22 protein-coding genes, 1 tRNA gene and 1 pseudogene are annotated in these 18,607 nt (G+C 55.3%); 10 read left to right on the top strand and 14 right to left on the bottom strand.

Annotated elements, in window-relative coordinates:
• Window positions 1-29 precede the first annotated feature (29 nt).
• From ACR0MQ_RS21885 to ACR0MQ_RS21855, 7 genes are all read left to right on the top strand, one after another.
• Window positions 30-563, top strand: coding sequence for a TRAP transporter small permease (locus ACR0MQ_RS21885; RefSeq protein ID WP_170776239.1), 534 nt, complete (start codon window positions 30-32; stop codon window positions 561-563).
• On the top strand, window positions 560-1,819 hold the full coding sequence (locus tag ACR0MQ_RS21880) for a TRAP transporter large permease (RefSeq protein WP_480610874.1): 1,260 nt from the start codon (window positions 560-562) through the stop codon (window positions 1,817-1,819). The genes ACR0MQ_RS21885 and ACR0MQ_RS21880 overlap by 4 nt, the downstream gene beginning before the upstream one ends.
• A gap of 186 nt (window positions 1,820-2,005) precedes the next feature.
• On the top strand, window positions 2,006-2,647 hold the full coding sequence (locus tag ACR0MQ_RS21875; protein WP_480422905.1) for a TetR/AcrR family transcriptional regulator: 642 nt from the start codon (window positions 2,006-2,008) through the stop codon (window positions 2,645-2,647).
• Window positions 2,644-3,843 (top strand): pyridoxal phosphate-dependent aminotransferase, encoded by a 1,200-nt coding sequence (locus tag ACR0MQ_RS21870; protein WP_480610871.1) that lies wholly within the window; start codon window positions 2,644-2,646, stop codon window positions 3,841-3,843. Before ACR0MQ_RS21875 ends, ACR0MQ_RS21870 begins: the two co-directional genes overlap by 4 nt.
• 375 nt (window positions 3,844-4,218) lie before the next feature.
• Entirely contained in the window at window positions 4,219-5,235 is a 1,017-nt protein-coding gene (locus ACR0MQ_RS21865) for an extracellular solute-binding protein (protein WP_170776231.1), read from the top strand.
• A gap of 115 nt (window positions 5,236-5,350) precedes the next feature.
• On the top strand, window positions 5,351-5,905 hold the full coding sequence (locus ACR0MQ_RS21860; protein ID WP_170475966.1) for a helix-turn-helix domain-containing protein: 555 nt from the start codon (window positions 5,351-5,353) through the stop codon (window positions 5,903-5,905).
• Window positions 5,906-5,948: 43 nt separating this feature from the next.
• Window positions 5,949-6,446, top strand: a complete 498-nt coding sequence (locus tag ACR0MQ_RS21855; RefSeq protein WP_480610867.1) for an N-acetyltransferase family protein — start codon at window positions 5,949-5,951, stop codon at window positions 6,444-6,446.
• Here the strand turns inward: ACR0MQ_RS21855 and ACR0MQ_RS21850 are convergent.
• Window positions 6,430-7,686, bottom strand: a complete 1,257-nt coding sequence (locus ACR0MQ_RS21850) for a molybdopterin molybdotransferase MoeA (protein WP_170776229.1) — start codon at window positions 7,684-7,686, stop codon at window positions 6,430-6,432. The genes ACR0MQ_RS21855 and ACR0MQ_RS21850 overlap by 17 nt on opposite strands.
• A 252-nt stretch (window positions 7,687-7,938) precedes the next feature.
• Window positions 7,939-8,193, bottom strand: a complete 255-nt coding sequence (locus tag ACR0MQ_RS21845; protein WP_170776227.1) for a BolA family protein — start codon at window positions 8,191-8,193, stop codon at window positions 7,939-7,941.
• Between the two features lie 108 nt (window positions 8,194-8,301).
• Here ACR0MQ_RS21845 and ACR0MQ_RS21840 point away from each other — a divergent pair, with 108 nt between their 5' ends.
• The gene (locus tag ACR0MQ_RS21840; protein ID WP_010441101.1) at window positions 8,302-8,925 is read left to right on the top strand and encodes a DnaJ domain-containing protein; all 624 of its coding nucleotides are present in this window, start codon (window positions 8,302-8,304) and stop codon (window positions 8,923-8,925) included.
• Window positions 8,926-8,927: 2 nt separating this feature from the next.
• Here the strand turns inward: ACR0MQ_RS21840 and ACR0MQ_RS21835 are convergent.
• The 11 genes and pseudogenes from ACR0MQ_RS21835 to ACR0MQ_RS21785 all read right to left on the bottom strand — a co-directional run.
• A pseudogene (locus tag ACR0MQ_RS21835) lies at window positions 8,928-9,089 on the bottom strand (hypothetical protein); the annotation flags it as partial.
• A gap of 145 nt (window positions 9,090-9,234) precedes the next feature.
• The gene (locus tag ACR0MQ_RS21830) at window positions 9,235-9,912 is read right to left on the bottom strand and encodes an SOS response-associated peptidase (protein ID WP_319545319.1); all 678 of its coding nucleotides are present in this window, start codon (window positions 9,910-9,912) and stop codon (window positions 9,235-9,237) included.
• A gap of 59 nt (window positions 9,913-9,971) precedes the next feature.
• Window positions 9,972-10,565, bottom strand: coding sequence for a GNAT family N-acetyltransferase (locus tag ACR0MQ_RS21825; protein ID WP_170776223.1), 594 nt, complete (start codon window positions 10,563-10,565; stop codon window positions 9,972-9,974).
• On the bottom strand, window positions 10,558-10,956 hold the full coding sequence (locus ACR0MQ_RS21820) for a ketosteroid isomerase-related protein (protein WP_170776221.1): 399 nt from the start codon (window positions 10,954-10,956) through the stop codon (window positions 10,558-10,560). Before ACR0MQ_RS21820 ends, ACR0MQ_RS21825 begins: the two co-directional genes overlap by 8 nt.
• A 2-nt stretch (window positions 10,957-10,958) precedes the next feature.
• Window positions 10,959-11,411 (bottom strand): arsenate-mycothiol transferase ArsC, encoded by a 453-nt coding sequence (locus ACR0MQ_RS21815; RefSeq protein ID WP_010441093.1) that lies wholly within the window; start codon window positions 11,409-11,411, stop codon window positions 10,959-10,961.
• A gap of 3 nt (window positions 11,412-11,414) precedes the next feature.
• Complete coding sequence (locus ACR0MQ_RS21810; protein ID WP_170475985.1) at window positions 11,415-11,894, bottom strand: UPF0262 family protein; 480 nt, start codon at window positions 11,892-11,894, stop codon at window positions 11,415-11,417.
• Between the two features lie 97 nt (window positions 11,895-11,991).
• Complete coding sequence (gene hisD, locus ACR0MQ_RS21805; protein WP_480610862.1) at window positions 11,992-13,293, bottom strand: histidinol dehydrogenase; 1,302 nt, start codon at window positions 13,291-13,293, stop codon at window positions 11,992-11,994.
• Window positions 13,294-13,353: 60 nt separating this feature from the next.
• Window positions 13,354-13,875 carry a GNAT family N-acetyltransferase gene (locus ACR0MQ_RS21800; protein WP_170776217.1) on the bottom strand — a complete coding sequence of 174 codons (522 nt, stop codon included), beginning with the start codon at window positions 13,873-13,875 and terminating at the stop codon, window positions 13,354-13,356.
• Window positions 13,872-14,348: a DUF2948 family protein gene (locus tag ACR0MQ_RS21795; protein ID WP_170776215.1), complete on the bottom strand. Its 477-nt coding sequence runs from the start codon at window positions 14,346-14,348 to the stop codon at window positions 13,872-13,874. The genes ACR0MQ_RS21800 and ACR0MQ_RS21795 overlap by 4 nt, the downstream gene beginning before the upstream one ends.
• Window positions 14,345-15,613 (bottom strand): UDP-N-acetylglucosamine 1-carboxyvinyltransferase, encoded by a 1,269-nt coding sequence (gene murA / locus ACR0MQ_RS21790; protein ID WP_170776213.1) that lies wholly within the window; start codon window positions 15,611-15,613, stop codon window positions 14,345-14,347. Before murA ends, ACR0MQ_RS21795 begins: the two co-directional genes overlap by 4 nt.
• A gap of 6 nt (window positions 15,614-15,619) precedes the next feature.
• Window positions 15,620-15,775, bottom strand: coding sequence for a hypothetical protein (locus ACR0MQ_RS21785; protein WP_010441084.1), 156 nt, complete (start codon window positions 15,773-15,775; stop codon window positions 15,620-15,622).
• An 83-nt stretch (window positions 15,776-15,858) separates the two neighbouring features.
• On the opposite strand from ACR0MQ_RS21785, the gene ACR0MQ_RS21780 reads away from it, so the two are divergent.
• Window positions 15,859-15,933: transfer RNA gene (locus tag ACR0MQ_RS21780), tRNA-Thr, on the top strand.
• 394 nt (window positions 15,934-16,327) lie between these two features.
• On the opposite strand, the gene ACR0MQ_RS21775 is transcribed toward ACR0MQ_RS21780, so the two are convergent.
• Entirely contained in the window at window positions 16,328-17,176 is an 849-nt protein-coding gene (locus tag ACR0MQ_RS21775; protein ID WP_480610858.1) for an alpha/beta fold hydrolase, read from the bottom strand.
• Between the two features lie 94 nt (window positions 17,177-17,270).
• Between ACR0MQ_RS21775 and ACR0MQ_RS21770 the strand changes: the two genes are divergently transcribed.
• Window positions 17,271-18,146: a LysR family transcriptional regulator gene (locus ACR0MQ_RS21770; protein ID WP_480610855.1), complete on the top strand. Its 876-nt coding sequence runs from the start codon at window positions 17,271-17,273 to the stop codon at window positions 18,144-18,146.
• Window positions 18,147-18,607 lie beyond the last annotated feature (461 nt).

Below are 18,607 nucleotides of genomic sequence, written 5' to 3'. Positions count from 1 at the left end.
CCTGCGCCCTTTTTCATAGGGGATCAGCGATGTTGTACCGGCTGTCAGCCGCCTGGGCGCGAGTAGAGTTGTGGTGTGCCGCAGGCTTGGCGGTCTGCGTGACCCTGTTGATCTTGCTGAACGTGGTGACACGCACAGCAGGAAACGCGCTTTTCTGGGTGGATGAGTTGGCGATCTATGCGATGGTCTGGATGACGTTTCTTGGCGCATCAGCAGCACTGCATCACCGCAATTCGGTCTCGATTACGCTCGTTGTTGATCTGGTACCACCTCGTATCAGGGCAATCATCGGCAAGGTGGTGGATCTGGTTGTATTCGTTTTCGCAGCCGCGATGCTGTACTTCTGCTGGCGCTGGTTCCTGCCTTTGGACATCGCGCGCGCTGGATTCGATACGGTGGCGTTTCAAGGTAATACATTTAACTTTATCTATGCCGAGCCGACCCTGACCCTTGGGCTGCCGAAATATCTGTTCTGGCTGGTCATGTGGCTGTTCGCGCTGGGGGCCACATTGCATTCCACGATGCACCTGCTGGCTTGGCAAACTAAGGGCGCGCAATCATGAGCCCGATTGTCTTTCTGGCCGCACTGCTTTTGTCGGTTCCCGTCGCCATCGTTCTTGCAATTACGGCGATCTGGTACATCTGGGAGAGCGGTAATACTGTTCTCTATGACAGTTTTGCCCAGAAGATGTTTGGCGGGCTGGAGAATTATGGCCTGCTGGCGATTCCCCTGTTCATGTTAACCGGAGAACTGATGAACGAAGGCGGCATGACGCGTCGCCTGGTTGCTTTGGCGCGTGTGTTTGTGGGCGGGTTCCGAGGTGGGCTTGCCTATATCAACCTGTTAGCCAATATGTTCATGGCCGCCATCATTGGCTCTGCTACCGCGCAGATTGCCGTAATGTCGCGCGCCATGGTCCCCGCGATGGAAGAAGAAGGTTATGACAAAGGCTTTGCCGCCGCGACCACAGCGGCGGGAGGCCTGCTGGCGCCCGTTATTCCGCCCTCAATGATGTTTGTCATCTTCGGAGTTCTGGCTCAGATCCCGATTGGCGACATGTTCATCGCAGGAATCATTCCGGGGCTACTTCTAGCCGGAGCCTTTGCGCTGGTGATCACTTTGATTGGGTGGTCGCAGCAGTTTCCCAAGGGCGTCTGGATGTCACGCCGCGACACGATGCGCGCTCTGATCGCTGCCCTGCCCGCCCTACTGATCCCTGTTTCGATTATCGGAGGCATCCTGTTCGGCATCGCCACGCCAACCGAATCCGCCGCCATTGCCTCGCTGATCGCATTTCTGGTCGGATGGTTGATCTACGGCGATCTTAAACCTCAAAACTTGGGCGAGATGTTCAAAAGAACTGCCTCAAACGCGTCGATGATCCTGTTCATGATCGCCGCCGCCAGCGTTTTCGGCTGGGTTATTATCTACGAAGAAATCCCCCAACATCTGGCAGGTTTGATCACCTCAATTACATCCGATCCGTTTTTGTTTCTGCTGATCGTCAATCTCGCCCTGCTTTTGGTTGGAATGGTCATCGACGGCATCGCAGCGATCATTCTAATCACACCCATTCTTTTGCCCATCGCAACCGGATCCTATGATATCAGCCCATATCAATTCGGTGTTGTCGTTTGCCTGAATCTGGTTCTGGGCCTGCTGACGCCACCTGTCGGAATCGGTCTCTACATCGCGTCCACAATGAGCGGCACGAGCCCGGGGGCTATTCTCAAATCTCTTTGGCCCTTTCTAATCGCTGTTGCCACCGTTCTGATCCTACTGAGCTACGCTCCAATACTGTCGACGGCTTTGATATAGCCCGTTCTACCCGGTTAGGTCTTTGTTGGGTGGTTCATCATCGTTTCCAACCCCGTGTACCGCAGAACGATTTTTACAAGAATAGCGGCCCATTCTTGATCCAATCCTTGGTTAAAATCACCTTGCGATAATCAATAGTATTCATAATTATACAACCGCATAACAATGGCATTTCATGGATTGGAAATGATAACCCAAGGTCGGAAATTCACGCGTCAATCCGCCGAATCTCGACGTGAAGCCCTGATTCAGGCGACGTTGGACCTGATTGCGGAGATAGGTTTACACGGCGCAACTGTCCGCGAAATTGCCGCTCGCGCAAACGTTACGCAGGGATTGATCCGGCATTATTTTTTATCGAAAGAAGAGCTGATTCAGGCCGCTTATGAACATCACATGAACGCTCTGACCGATCAAACTACAGCCGCGGCAGGTGATGGAACCGCAGTGTCTCAGCTAACCAATTTTGTGATTGCGTCGCTACAGCCTCCGGTAGTTGATCCGGCTGCCCTTGCGTTATGGGCCGGGTTTCTGAACCGGGTGCTCCATGACCCCAAAATGCAGTGCATCCACCAACAGACCTATACCTATTTTCGCGACCAACTTGAGAAACAGATCGTTGCGGCATTGAACGAATCCGGACGTTCGGTCAAAGCATCCGAGGCAACTCAACTAGCGATCGCCTGCAACGCGGTACTTGATGGGCTTTGGCTTGAAGGTAGCGCCATCCCGGACGCTTTCTCTGATGGGCAACTGGCGCAGATTGGGCTGACAGCCATCAGTGCGATCATCAGAATTCCATTAACCAAAGAAATGAGGCAGCCTTGAGAACCACTGACGTAACTAAGCGGCTCGCCGACTTGGGAGGGGCGAAATGGGGTGTACACCTGAAAGCACGAGAGCTTATCAAAACTGGTGCGCATATCGTCGAGATGACGATTGGCGAACCAGACGTCCCTGTTCCAGATACACTGATTGAAGCCACCGTATCTTCGCTAAGGGCTGCGCGCACTGGGTATTCCAATGGCCACGGTGAACCTGGTTTACTTACAGCGATTGCCGAACGCTACACAGCCAACCGCGGGCGAGTTTTTGAACCCGAGAATGTTTTGTGCTTCCCCGGAACCCAAACCGCATTGTTTGCAGTAATGGCCGGGGTGGCTCAGACCGGAGACGAGGTTCTTGTCGGGGATCCGATGTATGCGACTTACGAAGGGGTTATTCGCGCGTGTGGCGCCGACGTGGTGCCCGTTCCGCTTCGACCCGAATGCGGATTTCGCATGCAGGCGCAGGACATCGCGCCGCGGATAACATCGCGCAGTCGTGCTATTTTACTAACCACACCACATAACCCCACAGGTGCAATTCTGACCGAGGCAGACATTGCCGAGATTGGACAATTGGCGATCAAACATGATTTGTGGATTATCTCTGACGAAGTCTATGAAGAACTCGTCTATGAAGGCGCGAGATTTTTTTCGCCATTAGCTATGTCGAATCTGGCTGATCGCGTTATCGCAGTTTCTTCGATCTCGAAATCACATGCGGCCCCGGGGTTCCGTAGCGGTTGGTGTGTCGGACCCGTCTCATTTTGTGAGGCTTTGCTGCCTTTTTCCGAAACCATGCTGTTCGGGAACCAGCCTTTTATTGCAGACATGACAGAACTGGCGATCCGAAGCGGTTCTGAAGTGGCCCCTGAAATGGTTGAACGATTTGCGTCACGCGCCACCCTGTTGGCCGAGCGACTGCGCGCCGAAACGAAGCTGATAGTACACCGGCCAGAGGCAGGGATGTTTGCACTTATCAACGTCTCAGCCACTGGTCTAAACGGAGAGGCCTACGCCTGGGACCTATTGCAAGCTGGCGTGGCCGTCATGCCCGGATCAGCGTTTGGCGACGGCTTGAACGATTGGGTACGTGTCGCGCTGACGATCAGTGATGCCAAATTTTCCACAGCGGTCAGCCGTATTGTGGACCACGCCAATTTGTTAACCTGCGAACGCATCGGAGCAAGGCACGCTTAGACGCCGCATTAGAAAAAATGTTCATAACAGCATCGCTCTAAAGCGGTTGGTCTTAGGTGGTTCTACAAGTTTGATTTAGCCCCAACAGATAGGACTATGTCACTTGAATTGGTCTCGGCTGCGGCCAGAGGGCACGCGATCACCCATACATTTGACATAAAAAGGGGCGCGCAGAGCTTACGCGGTTCACTCCGAATAATGGCTGCATCGGCAACTCAACTGCAGTATCCGATGCCTTGTCGCTTAAGCCTTCAAGCGCGGCGACAATTTGACCAAGTAATTTTGTCGGAATTGCTTGCATCTCCTGCCAAATTGTCTAATTGACTATTTCAGTCGGGTAAGCGCCCGTACCGAATTCTAATGTTGGGACACATCATGCTGAAATCCTCCACGTGTATCGCCGTCGCCTTGACGGCTCTGATCTCCACCTCGGCTGCAGCCGAAGGTGAGCTGAACCTTTATTCTTCGCGCCACTATGACACTGATGAGCGCCTGTATTCTGACTTCGAAGACGCCACCGGCATCACCATCAACCGCATTGAAGGCAAAGCAGATGAGTTGATCGCGCGGATGGAAGCTGAAGGTGCGAATTCACCTGCCGATATCCTTCTAACAGTCGACACGTCACGTCTGGCCCGCGCCAAGAATGCTGGTATTCTGCAGCCTATCGAAAGTGCAGTGCTGGAAGAACGCATCCCGGCCAATCTGCAGGATCAGGACAATCAGTGGTACGGATTCTCACAACGCGCACGGATCATCTTTTACGACAAGGCCGACGTTGCCAATCCCCCAGCCACTTATCTGGATCTGGCCAAGCCAGAGTATGAAGGACTGATCTGTATACGGTCGTCAAGCAACACTTATAACCAGACACTTTTAGCCTCGATCATCACCAACCACAGTGCGGAAGAAGCCAAGAAATGGGCTGAAGGCGTTGTCGCCAATATGGCCCGCGAACCACAGGGCGGTGACACCGACCAGCTGCGCGGTATCGTTTCCGGCGAGTGTGAGATCGCTGTTTCAAACTCCTACTACTTTGCTCGTGCCATGCGAAAAGACGTAAAAGGCCTGAGCGCAGATATCGATACGATCGGCGTGCAGTTCCCAGCTCAAGACGCTGAAGGCGCTCATATGAATCTGTCGGGCGCAGGTGTCGCGGCGAACGCGCCTAACAAAGAGAACGCCATCAAGTTCCTCGAATATCTCGCAAGCGATCAGGCCCAGGTATATTTTTCAAACGGAAACGATGAGTTCCCCGCGGTCGAAGGAGTAGCACTGGCCGACAACGTTGCAGCGTTGGGTAATTTCAAAGCGGATGAGGTGAACCTTTCGGAAGTCGCCAAGAACATCCCCGAGGCCCAAAAAATCTTTAATGAGGTTGGCTGGAAGTAAGTTATCTGGCAACCCGAGCAGTTAAGGGCGCGGATATTCCGCGCCCTTTTTTGTTGCGCACTACATTATTTTTTGCATAATTCTCAATTATGAAACTGATTCCCATATTTGATCTATGCTAGACAACCTCTCAAACCGCCTTGCAAAACGTCTGAGCGAGCTGCGTCAGGGCCGTGGCTGGTCGCTTGAACAACTGGCGGACCAAAGCGGTATCAGCCGAGCCACCCTTTCGCGGATGGAAAATGGTGATGTTAGCCCAACCGCCGAAACCCTTGGACGTTTATGTGCGGCTTACAGCTTGCCGATGTCGCGCTTGTTGATGATGGTCGAGGACAGTTTCGACCCTAAGGTGCCTTTTGAAAAGCAACCCGAATGGCACGACGCCGAAAGCGGTTTTACGCGCCGGTCGGTCTCACCTCCGGCGACGGGGCTCAGCGGTGAAGTGATGGAGGGCCATCTGCCCCGCGAAACCGTCATAAACTACGAGACACCACCCAAACCGGGGCAGGAACATCATCTGATTGTTCTGGACGGCGAATTGGCGCTGACAGTAGACGGAGTGCGCCACGCACTCAGCGGCGGCGACTGTCTGCGCTATCACTTGTCCGGACCCACGCAGTTTGAAACCGGGGCGAAACGAGGCGCGCGTTATCTGCTGGTGCTAATATGATCTCGCGCTTGTCCGAGGCCTTTTCGATGCCGCACTGGAGGATTTGTCGGATATCCTTCATCGGTGCGTGCATACCGGTGCCAGCATAGGTTTCATCCTGCCATTTTCACACGAAGCCGCCCTTACATATTGGCGGGATCGGGTGCGCCCCGGCCTGCGCCAAGGCACGCTCGATCTGTTCGTTGCCTATGGTGATGGACGCATTCAAGGTACAGTGCAATTGATTCAGGCCACAATGCCAAACCAGCCCCATCGTGCAGATGTTGCCAAACTGCTGGTCCACCCCGATGCCCGCCGCCGTGGGCTGGGACGCGCCCTGATGACCGCTTTGGAAACGCGGGCGGTTGAACTGGGAAAATCCTTGCTGGTTCTGGATACCCGTAGCTCCGATCCTTCACGGGTATTGTACCAGTCGCTGGGTTTTCAAATCTCTGGCGAAATTCCAAACTATTGCCGCAACCCGTTCGAAAATCGACTGGAACCCACAACCTATATGTTTAAGGACTTGAGCTTATTACCGGTCGTCAAAACAGTCGGTTAAATCTCAAAAACTCAACCCGGTGCCCTTCAGGCAAGTTCGCGATCTCTGCCGGGATTACCGCCAACCCGTCGGACTGCGCCAGCAATGCCACCCGCCCGCTGTAGGATGCCGCCAGACATCGCAACTGCGGAGCTCCCTCTGGTGATGTGCCTTCAATCCGCACCGGCCGGAATTCCTGCCTACCTGCTTGGCGTTGCAATGGCTCTGCCAGAACAGCTTGCTCGCATACCGGCTGAGTGTGGCTCAATCCTGCCTTCCGTGCCATCATATGCGACCCGATGATCTGCCATGTGACATAAGCAGATACTGGATTGCCCGGTAGCCCTACATATAGCGCATCCCCACGGCGCCCGAACATGATTGGCTTGCCCGGCTTCATTGCCACCTTCATCACATCAGTCTCACCGCCAATTTCCTTGAACAGGCGAGGCATATGATCTTCATCCCCCACGGAAACGCCACCTGTTGTGACGATTAGATCAGACGTTTCACAAGCCTCCTCTAACACGCGCTTCAGAAGTTTGGGGTCATCTTTGATCTGGCCGCAATCCGTTAAATCAATCCACGGCTTGTTCAACAAAGCCAACAGCATATACCGATTGGAGTTGTAAATCTGGCCGGGGTCCAGCACTTCATCCGGCTCGCGCAACTCACTGCCAGTCGAAAAAATTGTCACCTTCAGTTTGCGATATACCTTGACGCGCCCGTGACCAGAAGACGCCAGAACGGCAGCTTCGCGCGCAGTAATCTCACATCCGCGGGACAGAATCTGGGCCCCGACCTCTAAATCCTCGCCCGTGCGGCGTATGTGTTGACCGGGCTTGGGCCTACGAGAAAATCGGATGCGGTCTGCGATTACACTGCAGTCCTCTTGCATAAGAACGGCATCAAACTCCGTTGGAACCGGAGCGCCGGTAAAAATACGCAAGGCGCTGCCCACTGGTGCGTTGTGCATTCCGCTATCACCGGCGGCCATTCGCCCGCCTATCGGCAATTCAAACTCAGTCCCTTCGTCCAGATCACCAGTCCGAATGGCGTATCCATCCATAGCCGAATTGTCGAAGGCTGGCATGTCGACCCTACTGTAACACTCCTCGGCCAGAACACGCCCGATCGCTTGCTGCAGCGGTAAGGATTCAGTGTTACCAACTGGGTGCGCGATCGACAGGCCAAGGGTTAAGGCCGCATCCACGGTTTGATATATGAGAGCGTTACGGTCACAATCACACCCATCAGCCATTTTGAGCCCTCTTAATCCATTACTCCGATCGCTCTGGCAGGCCAGAGAACGACGTGGCGAATTTAAAGAGCGATGAATTGCAGTTCTTTGATCGAGGTTAAATCTGCAATGAATTCGAGATCAGCTATTTTGCCTCTGAAAGTGGGCTGTGTGCCAAGCCGACCCAATCATACTAGCTCTGCAGTTCGCGATTCTGGCGGGTCAATCAAATTCGGACTCGCGCAAATTTGCCTACGCCCGAGGTTTTGACCGCTATACATCAATATCCAACGCCAGCGCATGGATACGCGGCACGATGTCTCCCAACGCTTTATGAACCGCGCGATGGCGGGCAACACGAGACTGGCTAGCGAAGGCTTCAGACCGGATGCGAACGTTGAAATGGCTCTCTCCACCCTCTTGATAACCTGCATGACCGCGGTGGCTTTCGCTGTCATCGACTACATCAAGCTCAGTCGGATCAAATGCTGCCTGCAATCGGTTACGGATTTCGTCGGTCACGCTCATTTTTTTTGCTCAACGGCAAATAAATTGCCGTTCCCCTCTTCTACTTTCAGCTGCTTAGATTAAACTGCTGCCTCCGAGTCGAAAAGATGCCTTCGTGAGGTTGTGCAGATGGTAAAGTCAGATCCCTTCGGGTTCGATATGTCCGTGTCCAGCGCTAAGAAAAAGAAGCCGCGCGGGCGCCGAGGCATGTCGGGTGCGTCCGAAACTTCGGTGCGAATCTGCGATCACGAGGGTTGCGAAGAGGCCGGCAAGTTCCGCGCACCCAAGGCACCTGATGTTCTGGATGATTTTTTCTGGTTCTGCCAGCAACACGTGCGCGAATATAACCAGAAATGGAATTTCTTCGACGGCACCACCGAGGCCGAGTTGAACGCACAGCGCTCGAAGGACAAAGTGTGGGAGCGTGAGACCAAACCTATGGGTGACCCCGAAGCACGAGCATGGGCACGCCTGGGCATCGAGGACCCGCATCAGGTTCTGGGCGAAAACGCCACCAAGAACCCCGGCCGTGCCAACTCTGGAGGCCGCCGCCTGCCCCCCACCGAACGCCGCGCGATCGAGATTCTCGAAGCTCAGGACAGCTGGTCCAAGGCTGAAATCCGGAAGGCTTATAAAAAACTGATCAAGGTGCTACACCCCGACATGAACGGTGGTGACCGGTCGCAGGAAGAACAGCTGCAAGAGGTCGTCTGGGCTTGGGACCAGATCAAGGACAGCCGCAGCTTCAAGTAAGGTTATGCGGGAGCGGTTCGGCTTGGTTCACGAGTAATGCTTGTTTCGCGACATTTTTCGATTCCCGGATACATGCTGTTTGTAGGCTCAATCCACTTGTAGAACGTCGCCAAATCGGGTTTGGCGACGTAGAGGTACTCGACATTATGTTCGGCTGGGCATTCAGCGCCGTGTTTGCTTGCTTATTATGGATGGCACGGGCAAGCCACTCGCCGGATCGCAAAGCTCTATGCCGAAGCACCACACAGTAAAATACGCTCCATAATAACCAGCCAGGTTCACCGGACGGCCTCTTACGCTCTGGTTCAATCAAAAATCAAACGCCGTCTGAACCGGCGGGGAATATGGCTCGATCATTTCTTCGCCTTCGCTATCGCGCTTAATCGGTCTTACAGTATGAAATTCGAAGCGACCCTCGTAGCCTGCTCCAAGCGATTTCTGAGCGTCCTGAGGTGTCGTTACCCCGGACAACCAGCTTTCAATCTCATCAGGCGTCAGGATGACCGGCATACGACTGTGAATATGGGCAATCTGCGGGCTTGGCTGACGGGTTAGAATCGAACAATTGTGACTTCCGTCTTGTGTTCGAACAAAACCGGCGAAGAACATGGTAGGTGCGTTGCGCTTGACCGTAATAAAGACCGGGCAATCATGGCCCTGGTCTTTTGGCCACTCATAGTACCCCAACGCCGGGATCAAGCAGCGGCCGTTGTCCCAATAATCTTGCCAGAAACCTACATTTTCAATCTTCGAGTTTATGACGGGCTTCGCGCTACGCGGGTCCTTCAACTGCCAGCGTGCGGTTGTCAGTTCTGCGGTGCCATTCGCCCACCGGATCATGCCGATCTGATTGGTCGGGGAAACATTATAACCGCCTGTTGGTAACTGGTCGGGCAAATGGGGCAAAACTTTTCCGTAGAGAAAATTCTCGAGTATCGCCAACATCTCGCGCTGCGTCAGGTGACCGGCTGCAAACTTACCACACATGGTACGATGGTATTGGGTGGCGATAATCGGGGCAAGTGGGCAGCTTGCCCTCAAGCATTTTACAGATCACGAATCCAAAACTGCAGTGGTTTTTGGTTTTTAAACTCCTCGCCCACATCCTTCCACGAGAACTGCGCCACCACCCCCGGTAACGGCGTGTATCCCCGCGCGCGCCAGAAGGTATCAAGCGGACGGTAATCGGCGGGTCGCATCGGGTGGTTATCGGGGCGCTGGACGCTGCAGAAGGCGCATTTGGTGAAGCCCAACGCACGCGCATGTTGCTCGCGCAGGTCAAAGAACTTATGCCCTACGCCTTGTCCTCGGTAGCGCGGCAACAACACGGATTCTGCGCAGTAGAAGATGTTTGAAAGGTCCAGATCCGTCTCCGCAAAGGCTGCGGCGAAGTCGTCAGCATGATCGGTCAGGGGTGCCCCGGTCGAGGCGCCGACCAACCTGTCGCTATCAAAGGCACCGACAACGATGGCCCTGTCACTATCCCGATAGGATCGCAGGTATTCCCGTTCATAGGCCAAATCGCCATCATAGAGATATGGCCAGACCCGGAACACCTCGATCCGCAGGCGCGCCACATCGTCCAGCGCAGCCTCAAGTGCCGCTCCGGTCAAGGGGCGGACATCCGTGATCTCAGCCATTCGAAACCTGTTTGGTCCAGTCAGCAAGATTGTAGTAGGTCGTCACGCGTGTGATCTTACCATCCCTGAGGTCAAAGAACGAACCCGCAGGCAGGCGATAGGTCTGGCCATGCGCCCCAGGCAACCCCTCATCGGTTTCCAGATAGGTGCCGTTGACGATAAACTCGGCGGCGGCGCGGGCGCCGTGCTCAGCCTCGAAGATCACGATATCGGTCAGGTTCTCGCGGTAGCAACGATTCATATGGGCGCAGAAGGCGGCAAATTTTTCTTTGCCGACGCGTATCCGACCTTCGTTCACATGATGGGCCACGTCATCGGAGAGGCAGGCCAGCATGCCCTTCACATCACCCGCATTGAAGGCATCAAAATAGGTTTTTACAGTCGGGTTCATGGTCACTCCGTAGGTTCGCCCCAGCGGTCTTTCAGATGCGAAATGATCTGATCGCGGGTCTGTCGATAGTGACGTAGCTTTTCTTCGCGGGATTCGCCTAATCCGGTAGGGTCCATAATTGGCCAATAATCGACATCGAGGTGAAAAAACCGGGTCAGTTCCAGCGCCTTTCTCTGGCTGGCTGGCGATAGGGCCACAATCAGGTCAAACGAGCTGAGATCGTCGCCCCATTCCTCCATCTCGTCGAATGATCGCGAACGGTGGCGGGACAACTCGACTTCGATCTCCTGACAGACAGCTATGCAGAAGCCGTCGATATCAAGATCACCGTGGACACCTGCGGATTGCACATAGGTGCCAGTCCCATAAAATTTCTTCATGATGCCTTCGGCCATGGGGGACCGAACCGAATTGTGATCGCAACAGAACAGAATGGACTGCGGCAGAGACGTCACCCGTCAGCCTCCGAAATGCAGCACGCAGATTAGCGTGAACAGGCGGCGGGCGGTGTCGGTGTCGATGTCGGCTTTGCCTTCCAGCCGTTCCTGGAGCACGCGGCTACCTTCATTGTGGATACCGCGCCGAGCCATGTCGATGGTTTCGATCTGGCTGGGCGGCAGGTTCTTCACCGCGTTGAAATAGCTCTCGCAAATCTGGAAGTAGTCTTTGACCACTTGGCGGAACGGCCCCAGCGACAGATGAAACTCAGCCGCCTTCTCGCTCGCCTCGGTTTCAATGTCGAATACCAGACGTTTGTCGCGGATTGACAGTTGCAAGTGGTATGGCCCGTCCGGGGTTGCCCGGTCGTCGCGCGAAGGAAGGGTGAATGAATTCTCCTCAAGCAGATCATAGATGGCGACCTTGCGCTCCTGCTCAATTTCGGGGGTCGGCGGGGGTAGGTTCCGGTCATCCAGTTCGATATGCGAGATACGGGTCATCTTAACAGTCACAATCCTTACGTCTGCACAGACCTATAACAACGGATTTCAATGGGCAACGCACAGAAGTGGCATCGCCTCAAGTCATTGCGTCACATCAACCGTTCAACCGGTTCAGGCGTGCCGTAACCGATAATCCGTGCGCCTCAAGGCTTTCCGACTTCGCAAGCATTTCGGCTGCCGGACCGATGATGCGGAGAGCCTCGGGCGTCATTTGGCTGAGCGTGGTTCGTTTGAGGAAATCCATCACGCTGAGTCCTGACGAGAATCGCGCCGAACGCGCGGTTGGCAGCACATGATTAGGGCCGCCGACATAGTCGCCGATGGCTTCGGGCGTATACTGGCCGAGGAAGATCGCACCTGCGTGGATGGTTTTCTGGCTCAGCGCCTCTGGGTCGGCCACGCAGAGTTCCAGATGCTCGGGGGCGATACGATTGGACAGAGCAGCGGCTTCATTCAGATCACGTACGATGATCACCGCGCCGAAATCGCGCCAACTGGCACCTGCGATGGCACGGCGCTGCAGGGACTCAAGGCGATTCTCGACGGCTTGGGCAACAGCCTCACCGAAACCGGCGTCGTCAGTAATAAGAATCGATTGCGCGCTTTCGTCATGCTCGGCCTGGCTGAGCAGGTCCAAAGCGATCCAGTCGGGGTCGTTGTCCCTGTCGGCAATGACCAGAATTTCCGAGGGACCGGCGATCATGTCGATGCCAACTTTGCCGAACACGCGGCGTTTGGCAGCAGCAACAAAGGCATTGCCCGGCCCGGTGATCTTGTCGACCGGCGCAATGGACTCGGTGCCATATGCCAGCGCGGCCACGGCCTGCGCACCTCCGATACGATAGATTTCATCCACACCCGACAGCTGCGCCGCCAGCAGAACCAACGGGTTCGCCTGACCGTCAGGTGTTGGAACGACGATGGCCAGCCGGTCCACGCCAGCCACTTTTGCAGGAATTGCGTTCATCAGAACCGACGATGGGTATGACGCCAATCCGCCCGGCACATAGAGCCCCGCAGCCGACACCGCGGACCAGCGCCAGCCGAGCGTCGCACCGGCCTCATCCGTCCACCGATGGTCCTCGGGCATCTGTTTTTCGTGGTAGGCCCTGATGCGGTCAGCCGCCAGTTCCAGCGCTGCGCGATCCTCTGGCGTAACCCGCGCGACGGCTTCAGCGATCTCATCTGCAGAGAAGGCCATGGTTTCGGGCGTCAGCTCGAGACGGTCGAATTTCGCGGTCAGCTCAATCACAGCCGCATCGCCTCGGGCCCGCACACCGTCGATGATTTGTGCGACGACCGCGTCCACATCGGGGCTGTCCTCGCGTTTTGCGGATAGCAGCGACTGAAAAGCGGGCTCGAAATCAGCTGCAGTCGTATCGAGGAAAATGGGCATGTAGGGTACTCCGAAGGCGTTTAAACGGGTCTTATCGCCGGGACCGCGTGGCCTCAACCCTTAGCCCACTGGATGCAGCGATTTGCGCATCGGATATTGCGGAATGTCGTTCCATTCGGTGGGGTCTCCAGCGTCCTGCCAACCCTGCGCGACATAGAACCCATGCGCGGTTTTGGTCGCACGCAATTGCGCCTCTGTGCAGCCTTGCGCGCGCAATTCATCCTGCAACCGATGCAGAAGAGTTGCGCCAATTCGTTGCCCAGAGTGATCTGGATCGACATAGAGTAATGAAATCTCACCCTCTGCACGCAGTCCGCCAACGGCTACAACCTCCTCTCCTTTTGTAGCGACCCACAGAGAGGCTCCGGCATCGATCCAGTCTCGGATCGCAGCCGGATCCTTGTTGGCGGTCCATAGGGCAAGCTTCATGGGGTCATCCCGATGATCCGCCTGACACAGATCGCGGATCGAACGGGTCAGAGTCCGGCTTATACCGAACACATCAAAAACAGTCGCGGGTCGTAATCCTAGACTCTCAGGTGGGTTCGAAAACGCCTGAGCGATGCCGCGTTTATTGTTCACTCGGGGTGCTGCGGAGCCTGGCCCGAGGGCGCGATGTATGGGCGAGTAACGTCCTTGAGTGTAACGTCTATTGCCTCGACCGACAGCCGTATCGCACCATCGCCAGCGAGCGTAAGCAACACCTGACCGGCGCCATCTTCTGCGGGCTCAAATTCAACCGACAACAGGGACAGGATCATATCCTTATCGCTGCGGTCGATACCTTGGCTGGCCACGGACAAAACGGAATCAAACACCAATACTGCCTGTACTCGTTCGAATGCACGGCCTCGCCGGGCAGCGGCATCTTTGTCTTCCCACCGAAAGCGATTCAGCAACAAGGCAAAGCGACGCTCGGACGGGCGCCATGTCATCTCGGTGACCGGAAAAATCGCATCCTGCGTCAGGGTCGCGATAACCTGCAGGTCATCGGCATCCTCGGCCCCAAGGTTCAGCGGTGCCTCGCGGCCGTCTTTGAAACTCGCGTCTGTCATTGACCCTTAATCCGTTCGATCTTTGCGCCCACGCCTTCCAGCTTGCGCACCACATGTTCATATCCGCGATCCAGATGATAGACCCGGCTGACCACCGTTTCACCTTCCGCCGCCAATCCAGCAAGGATCAACGAGACCGAAGCCCGCAGATCGGTCGCCATCACCGGCGCGCCTTTCAAGCGCTCAACCCCGGTGACGGTGGCCGTGCCACCATGCACCTCGATATTGGCGCCCATGCGCACCAATTCGGGGGCGTGCATAAATCGATTTTCAAAGATGCGTTCCTCAAGCACGGAAGTTCCCTCGGCTGTACACATCAGCGCCATCATCTGCGCCTGCAAATCGGTCGGAAATCCGGGGAACGGTTCGGTAACAACATCAACCGAGCTTACGCGCCCGTTCTTGCGCGTCACTTTCAGGCCTTTGTCGGTCTCTGCCACACTGACCCCTGCCGCATCCAACTTGGCAGCAAAGCTTTCGACCAGCCGCATACGGCCACCTAACAGCTCGACCTCGCCTCCGCAGATCGCAGGGGCCAGCATATAAGTGCCCAACTCGATCCGGTCGGTCACCACCTGATGGGTGGCACCGTGCAGCCGGTCGACACCTTGAACTTCGATGGTCGAACTACCCTCACCGGAAATTTGCGCGCCCATCTTGCGCAGGCATTCCACCAGATCGACAATCTCAGGCTCGCGCGCAGCGTTCTTAAGTACAGTCGTACCCTTGGCCAGCGTTGCGGCCATGACGATATTCTCAGTCGCACCAACCGAGGCAAATCGCATTTCGTGCACGGCACCTTTCAGACCACCGGGTGCGTTGGCGTGTAGATAGCCATCTTTCAATTCGATTTCGGCACCCAGCGCCTCTAACCCTTCGACATGCAAATCCATCGGGCGCGCGCCGATCGCACAGCCACCAGGCAACGAGACAACCGCCTGCCCAAACCGCGCAAGCAAGGGTCCGAGCACCAGATTCGAAGCGCGCATCTTACGAACGATGTCATAATCAGCAACATGGCTGGTCAGGCTGTGGCTCGACATCGCAATCACCTGCCCATCCTGCAATGCGGACACTTCGGCCCCAAGAGATTGAAGCAATGCGGTCATTGTCTTGATGTCACTAAGGCGCGGCGCATTGGTCAGCGTCAGCGGTTCTTCGCTGAGCAACGTCGCAGGCATCAGCGTCAGGCACGCATTCTTCGCCCCTGCAATGGGAATCTGCCCGCTCAGCGGGCCGTTGCCCGTCACCAGAATCGAATCCATCTGCTCTTATCCCTCGTCCTTATCGGCCTTGTGCCCGGAAGCTGCCCGCGCTTTCGCCTGTGCCTTACGCCGCGCCATATTCGCCTTCAGAGCCGCCTTCAAACGGTCCTCGCGTGTTTCCCCGGATTTGCCGTGTTTTTTGGGTGAATTTTTGTCTGCCATTGTCTTTCTCTACAGCAGTGGAAAAAAACCGTCCAGACACCCTTGCGCCGCGTTTAGATTAAGTCTAATCACCCGCCCACAGCGCTGCTGTAGCTCAGAGGTAGAGCACTCCCTTGGTAAGGGAGAGGTCGAGAGTTCAATTCTCTCCAGCAGCACCATAAAATCAATAATTTACGAGATTTACTCTGCTGGCACCACATAAGTGGCGACCACATGGCGACCACGCCTTAGCAAAATACGTCCGTTGTTAACGTCGCATGGTCGGGGCCTTGCCTTCATAGACGAGCTCCACCCCCCGCCCCTTGGCACCCCTTCAGCTGATCGAACGCAAGCCTGTGAGCCTCTCACACTTTCTGTGACGCGTTTTTCCAAGGCTACTTTTATTGGGGTAGGTCCACTATCTGTTGGTTGGAGCCCGTCGAACTAGAGTTTTGGGTTCGAGTATCCCTTCGCACCAATAGCGGACGTTCAGGAAATTTGATTTTATGTCCGCATTGCGGACGAAGCTGCCTTCCAGATTGTTCTCATGAACGGCAGCTTTCCTTAGTTGCGTCATCGGTTTCTGCCGAGGAAGTCGACGAGCAATCCAGAGATCTTTTCCGGCTGATCTTCCATTGAGAAATGACCACAGTTTTCCAGCACATGCAGTTCTGACCCTGGAATTGCCGCGTGTAATTTGTGCGCCCAATCCACGACCTGCCATGCGTCATCTGCACCCCAAATCAGTTGTACTGGATTTTGACTAAGTTCGCCGTAGCGCGGGACCATCTCGTCTGTGTGCTTCGGATCATATTGCATCACTTGGTGCTGAAAGAAGCTGCCCTGTCCGACTGGGCCGCAAATGAAATCGAGGTAGGTTTCCATCGACGTCTCCGCCAAACGCTCCTTGTTTTGAACCGTCGAGTTGAGCCAGTTGCGAAAGTGTTCTCTGTGGTCTGTATCGGGCGCTTTGATCAGCTTCTCCAAACCGGCCTGCATCTGCTCGCGCGTGCGTTTGGATGGCCAACTGTCATAGCTTACTACGTCAATCATGGTCAAACTGCGCAGCCGTTCCGGCGACTGAATGCCGAACCTCTGGGCAACGCCGCCGCCGATATCGTGTGCGATGAAGTGGAAGTCTTTAAGGCCCCAAACATCCAGCAACCCCTCAAGGATCGGCACTTGGCCCGTGACGGACGTATCAATGCTCGGGTCTTGCGGGCGCTCTGACAGGCCATAACCGAGCAGGTCATACAAATGCACTTTGTAGCCAGCTTCGACAAGCGTTGGCAGTACGTTCCGCCAAATATACGAGGAAGACGGTGTGCCATGCAGGAGAACCACGGGCTCACCCTCTCCGTGTACACCATGTGTAATACGGGTGCCGTTGATGAGAACATGTTGGTCGACGAGGTGGGTCATGAGGGAAACTCCAATTTTTTTCTTTCCCAAGTTCTAGCGCTTTGATATTTGATCAAGCAAATGAATGATTGTCATGTAGCGATAGAAATTCCGAATGGCTGAGCGTTTGGACATCGAAGGTTTGCGCGCCTTGGTCGCGATCTCGACCCATGGCGGCGTAACGCGCGCCGCCGAGCATTTAGCGCTGTCTCAACCTGCAGTGAGCCACAAAATCAAGCGGCTTGAGACTGTCCTAGATTGTGAACTCCTGGCACGCCGCGCCGGTGGGCAATTGTTCACCGAGGCCGGTACACGCCTGTTAGAGTATGCGCACCGGATGATGGATTTGCATGACGAAGCGCTCGCCGCTCTTGGAAAGAAGCCTTTGGCTGGCACCATTAAATTGGGCATGACCGAAGATACAACGGGCGGTGACGTTGCGCGCATCCTTGGCCGCTTTTCACGTCTGCACCCAGAGACCACGGTCAGCACGCGGGTCGCGCAAAGCCTAACACTGTCTGATTGGCTTATCGCGGGTGAAATCGACATCGCGGTTATACAGGTCATGAGAGACGAAGTCCGGAGCGATGACCTCTTGCTGTATGAGGACCGGCTGCACTGGATCAAGTCTTATGATCTATCACTGAATCTTAACGCATCCGTTCCATTCCTCGCGTTCGATCAAAACTGCTTCTACAAGCACTGGGCACAATCGCAGAACTCAAGAACGGGTCATCAATTTGAAGCAGTTTTAGAATGCCCGAGCGTATCAGGCATCCTTTCGGCAACGCGCGCGGGGCTCGGTATAGCCCTAATGAATGGCTTGCACGTGCCCCAAGACTTGGAAGTTATCGAAGGTGTGTTCCCGGAGCCTCCTGCGATTGCATACGTTGCGCGCTCTAACCCCAAAAGGCGTAGTGACGCCGCCCGCGCACTGCTCAGCGAAATCGCTGCCGAGGTGGGACGCCCGTCGACCCTGCGCGTAGCGTAATTGGGAAAGCGGAACTTCGCGCGAAACGCAGCATATGGGAGGTATGGGCTCAAAGCACTCTTTCGCTGCAGGTCGGATAAATGACCGCTTTTAATGCGGCGACCAATGCAAGCGCACAGGGGCGAGTGAACTCAAGTTCGCTAACTCCGTCGCGCACAGCGGCGCAAATACTTGGTTCCTAATGCGCTCAAGGCATTGCATTTTCTTGAAAAAACTCAATGCTTCCAACAATGCAAAGTTCATACTACTCAGCCCCAGTCCCTCAGTTTCTTGGAAGCGCCGAAGACGCCATACTTGGTGAACTCACGCGTCGTCATCACCATGCTTTAGAGCACGAGCAACGCGGCGCCTGGCTATCTCAGATCGCTATCCTAGGCTCCAGACTCATTGATTTACAGCCAGAACAGCACGGTAGCTGCTAGAGCGATAGCCGAGAGGAATACCTTTGGGCATCTGTCATA

This window comes from Ruegeria sp. AN6, assembly GCF_056540425.1.
The sequence above is the reverse complement of the archived record's forward strand: the minus strand, read 5'-3'. Positions and strand labels throughout refer to the sequence as shown.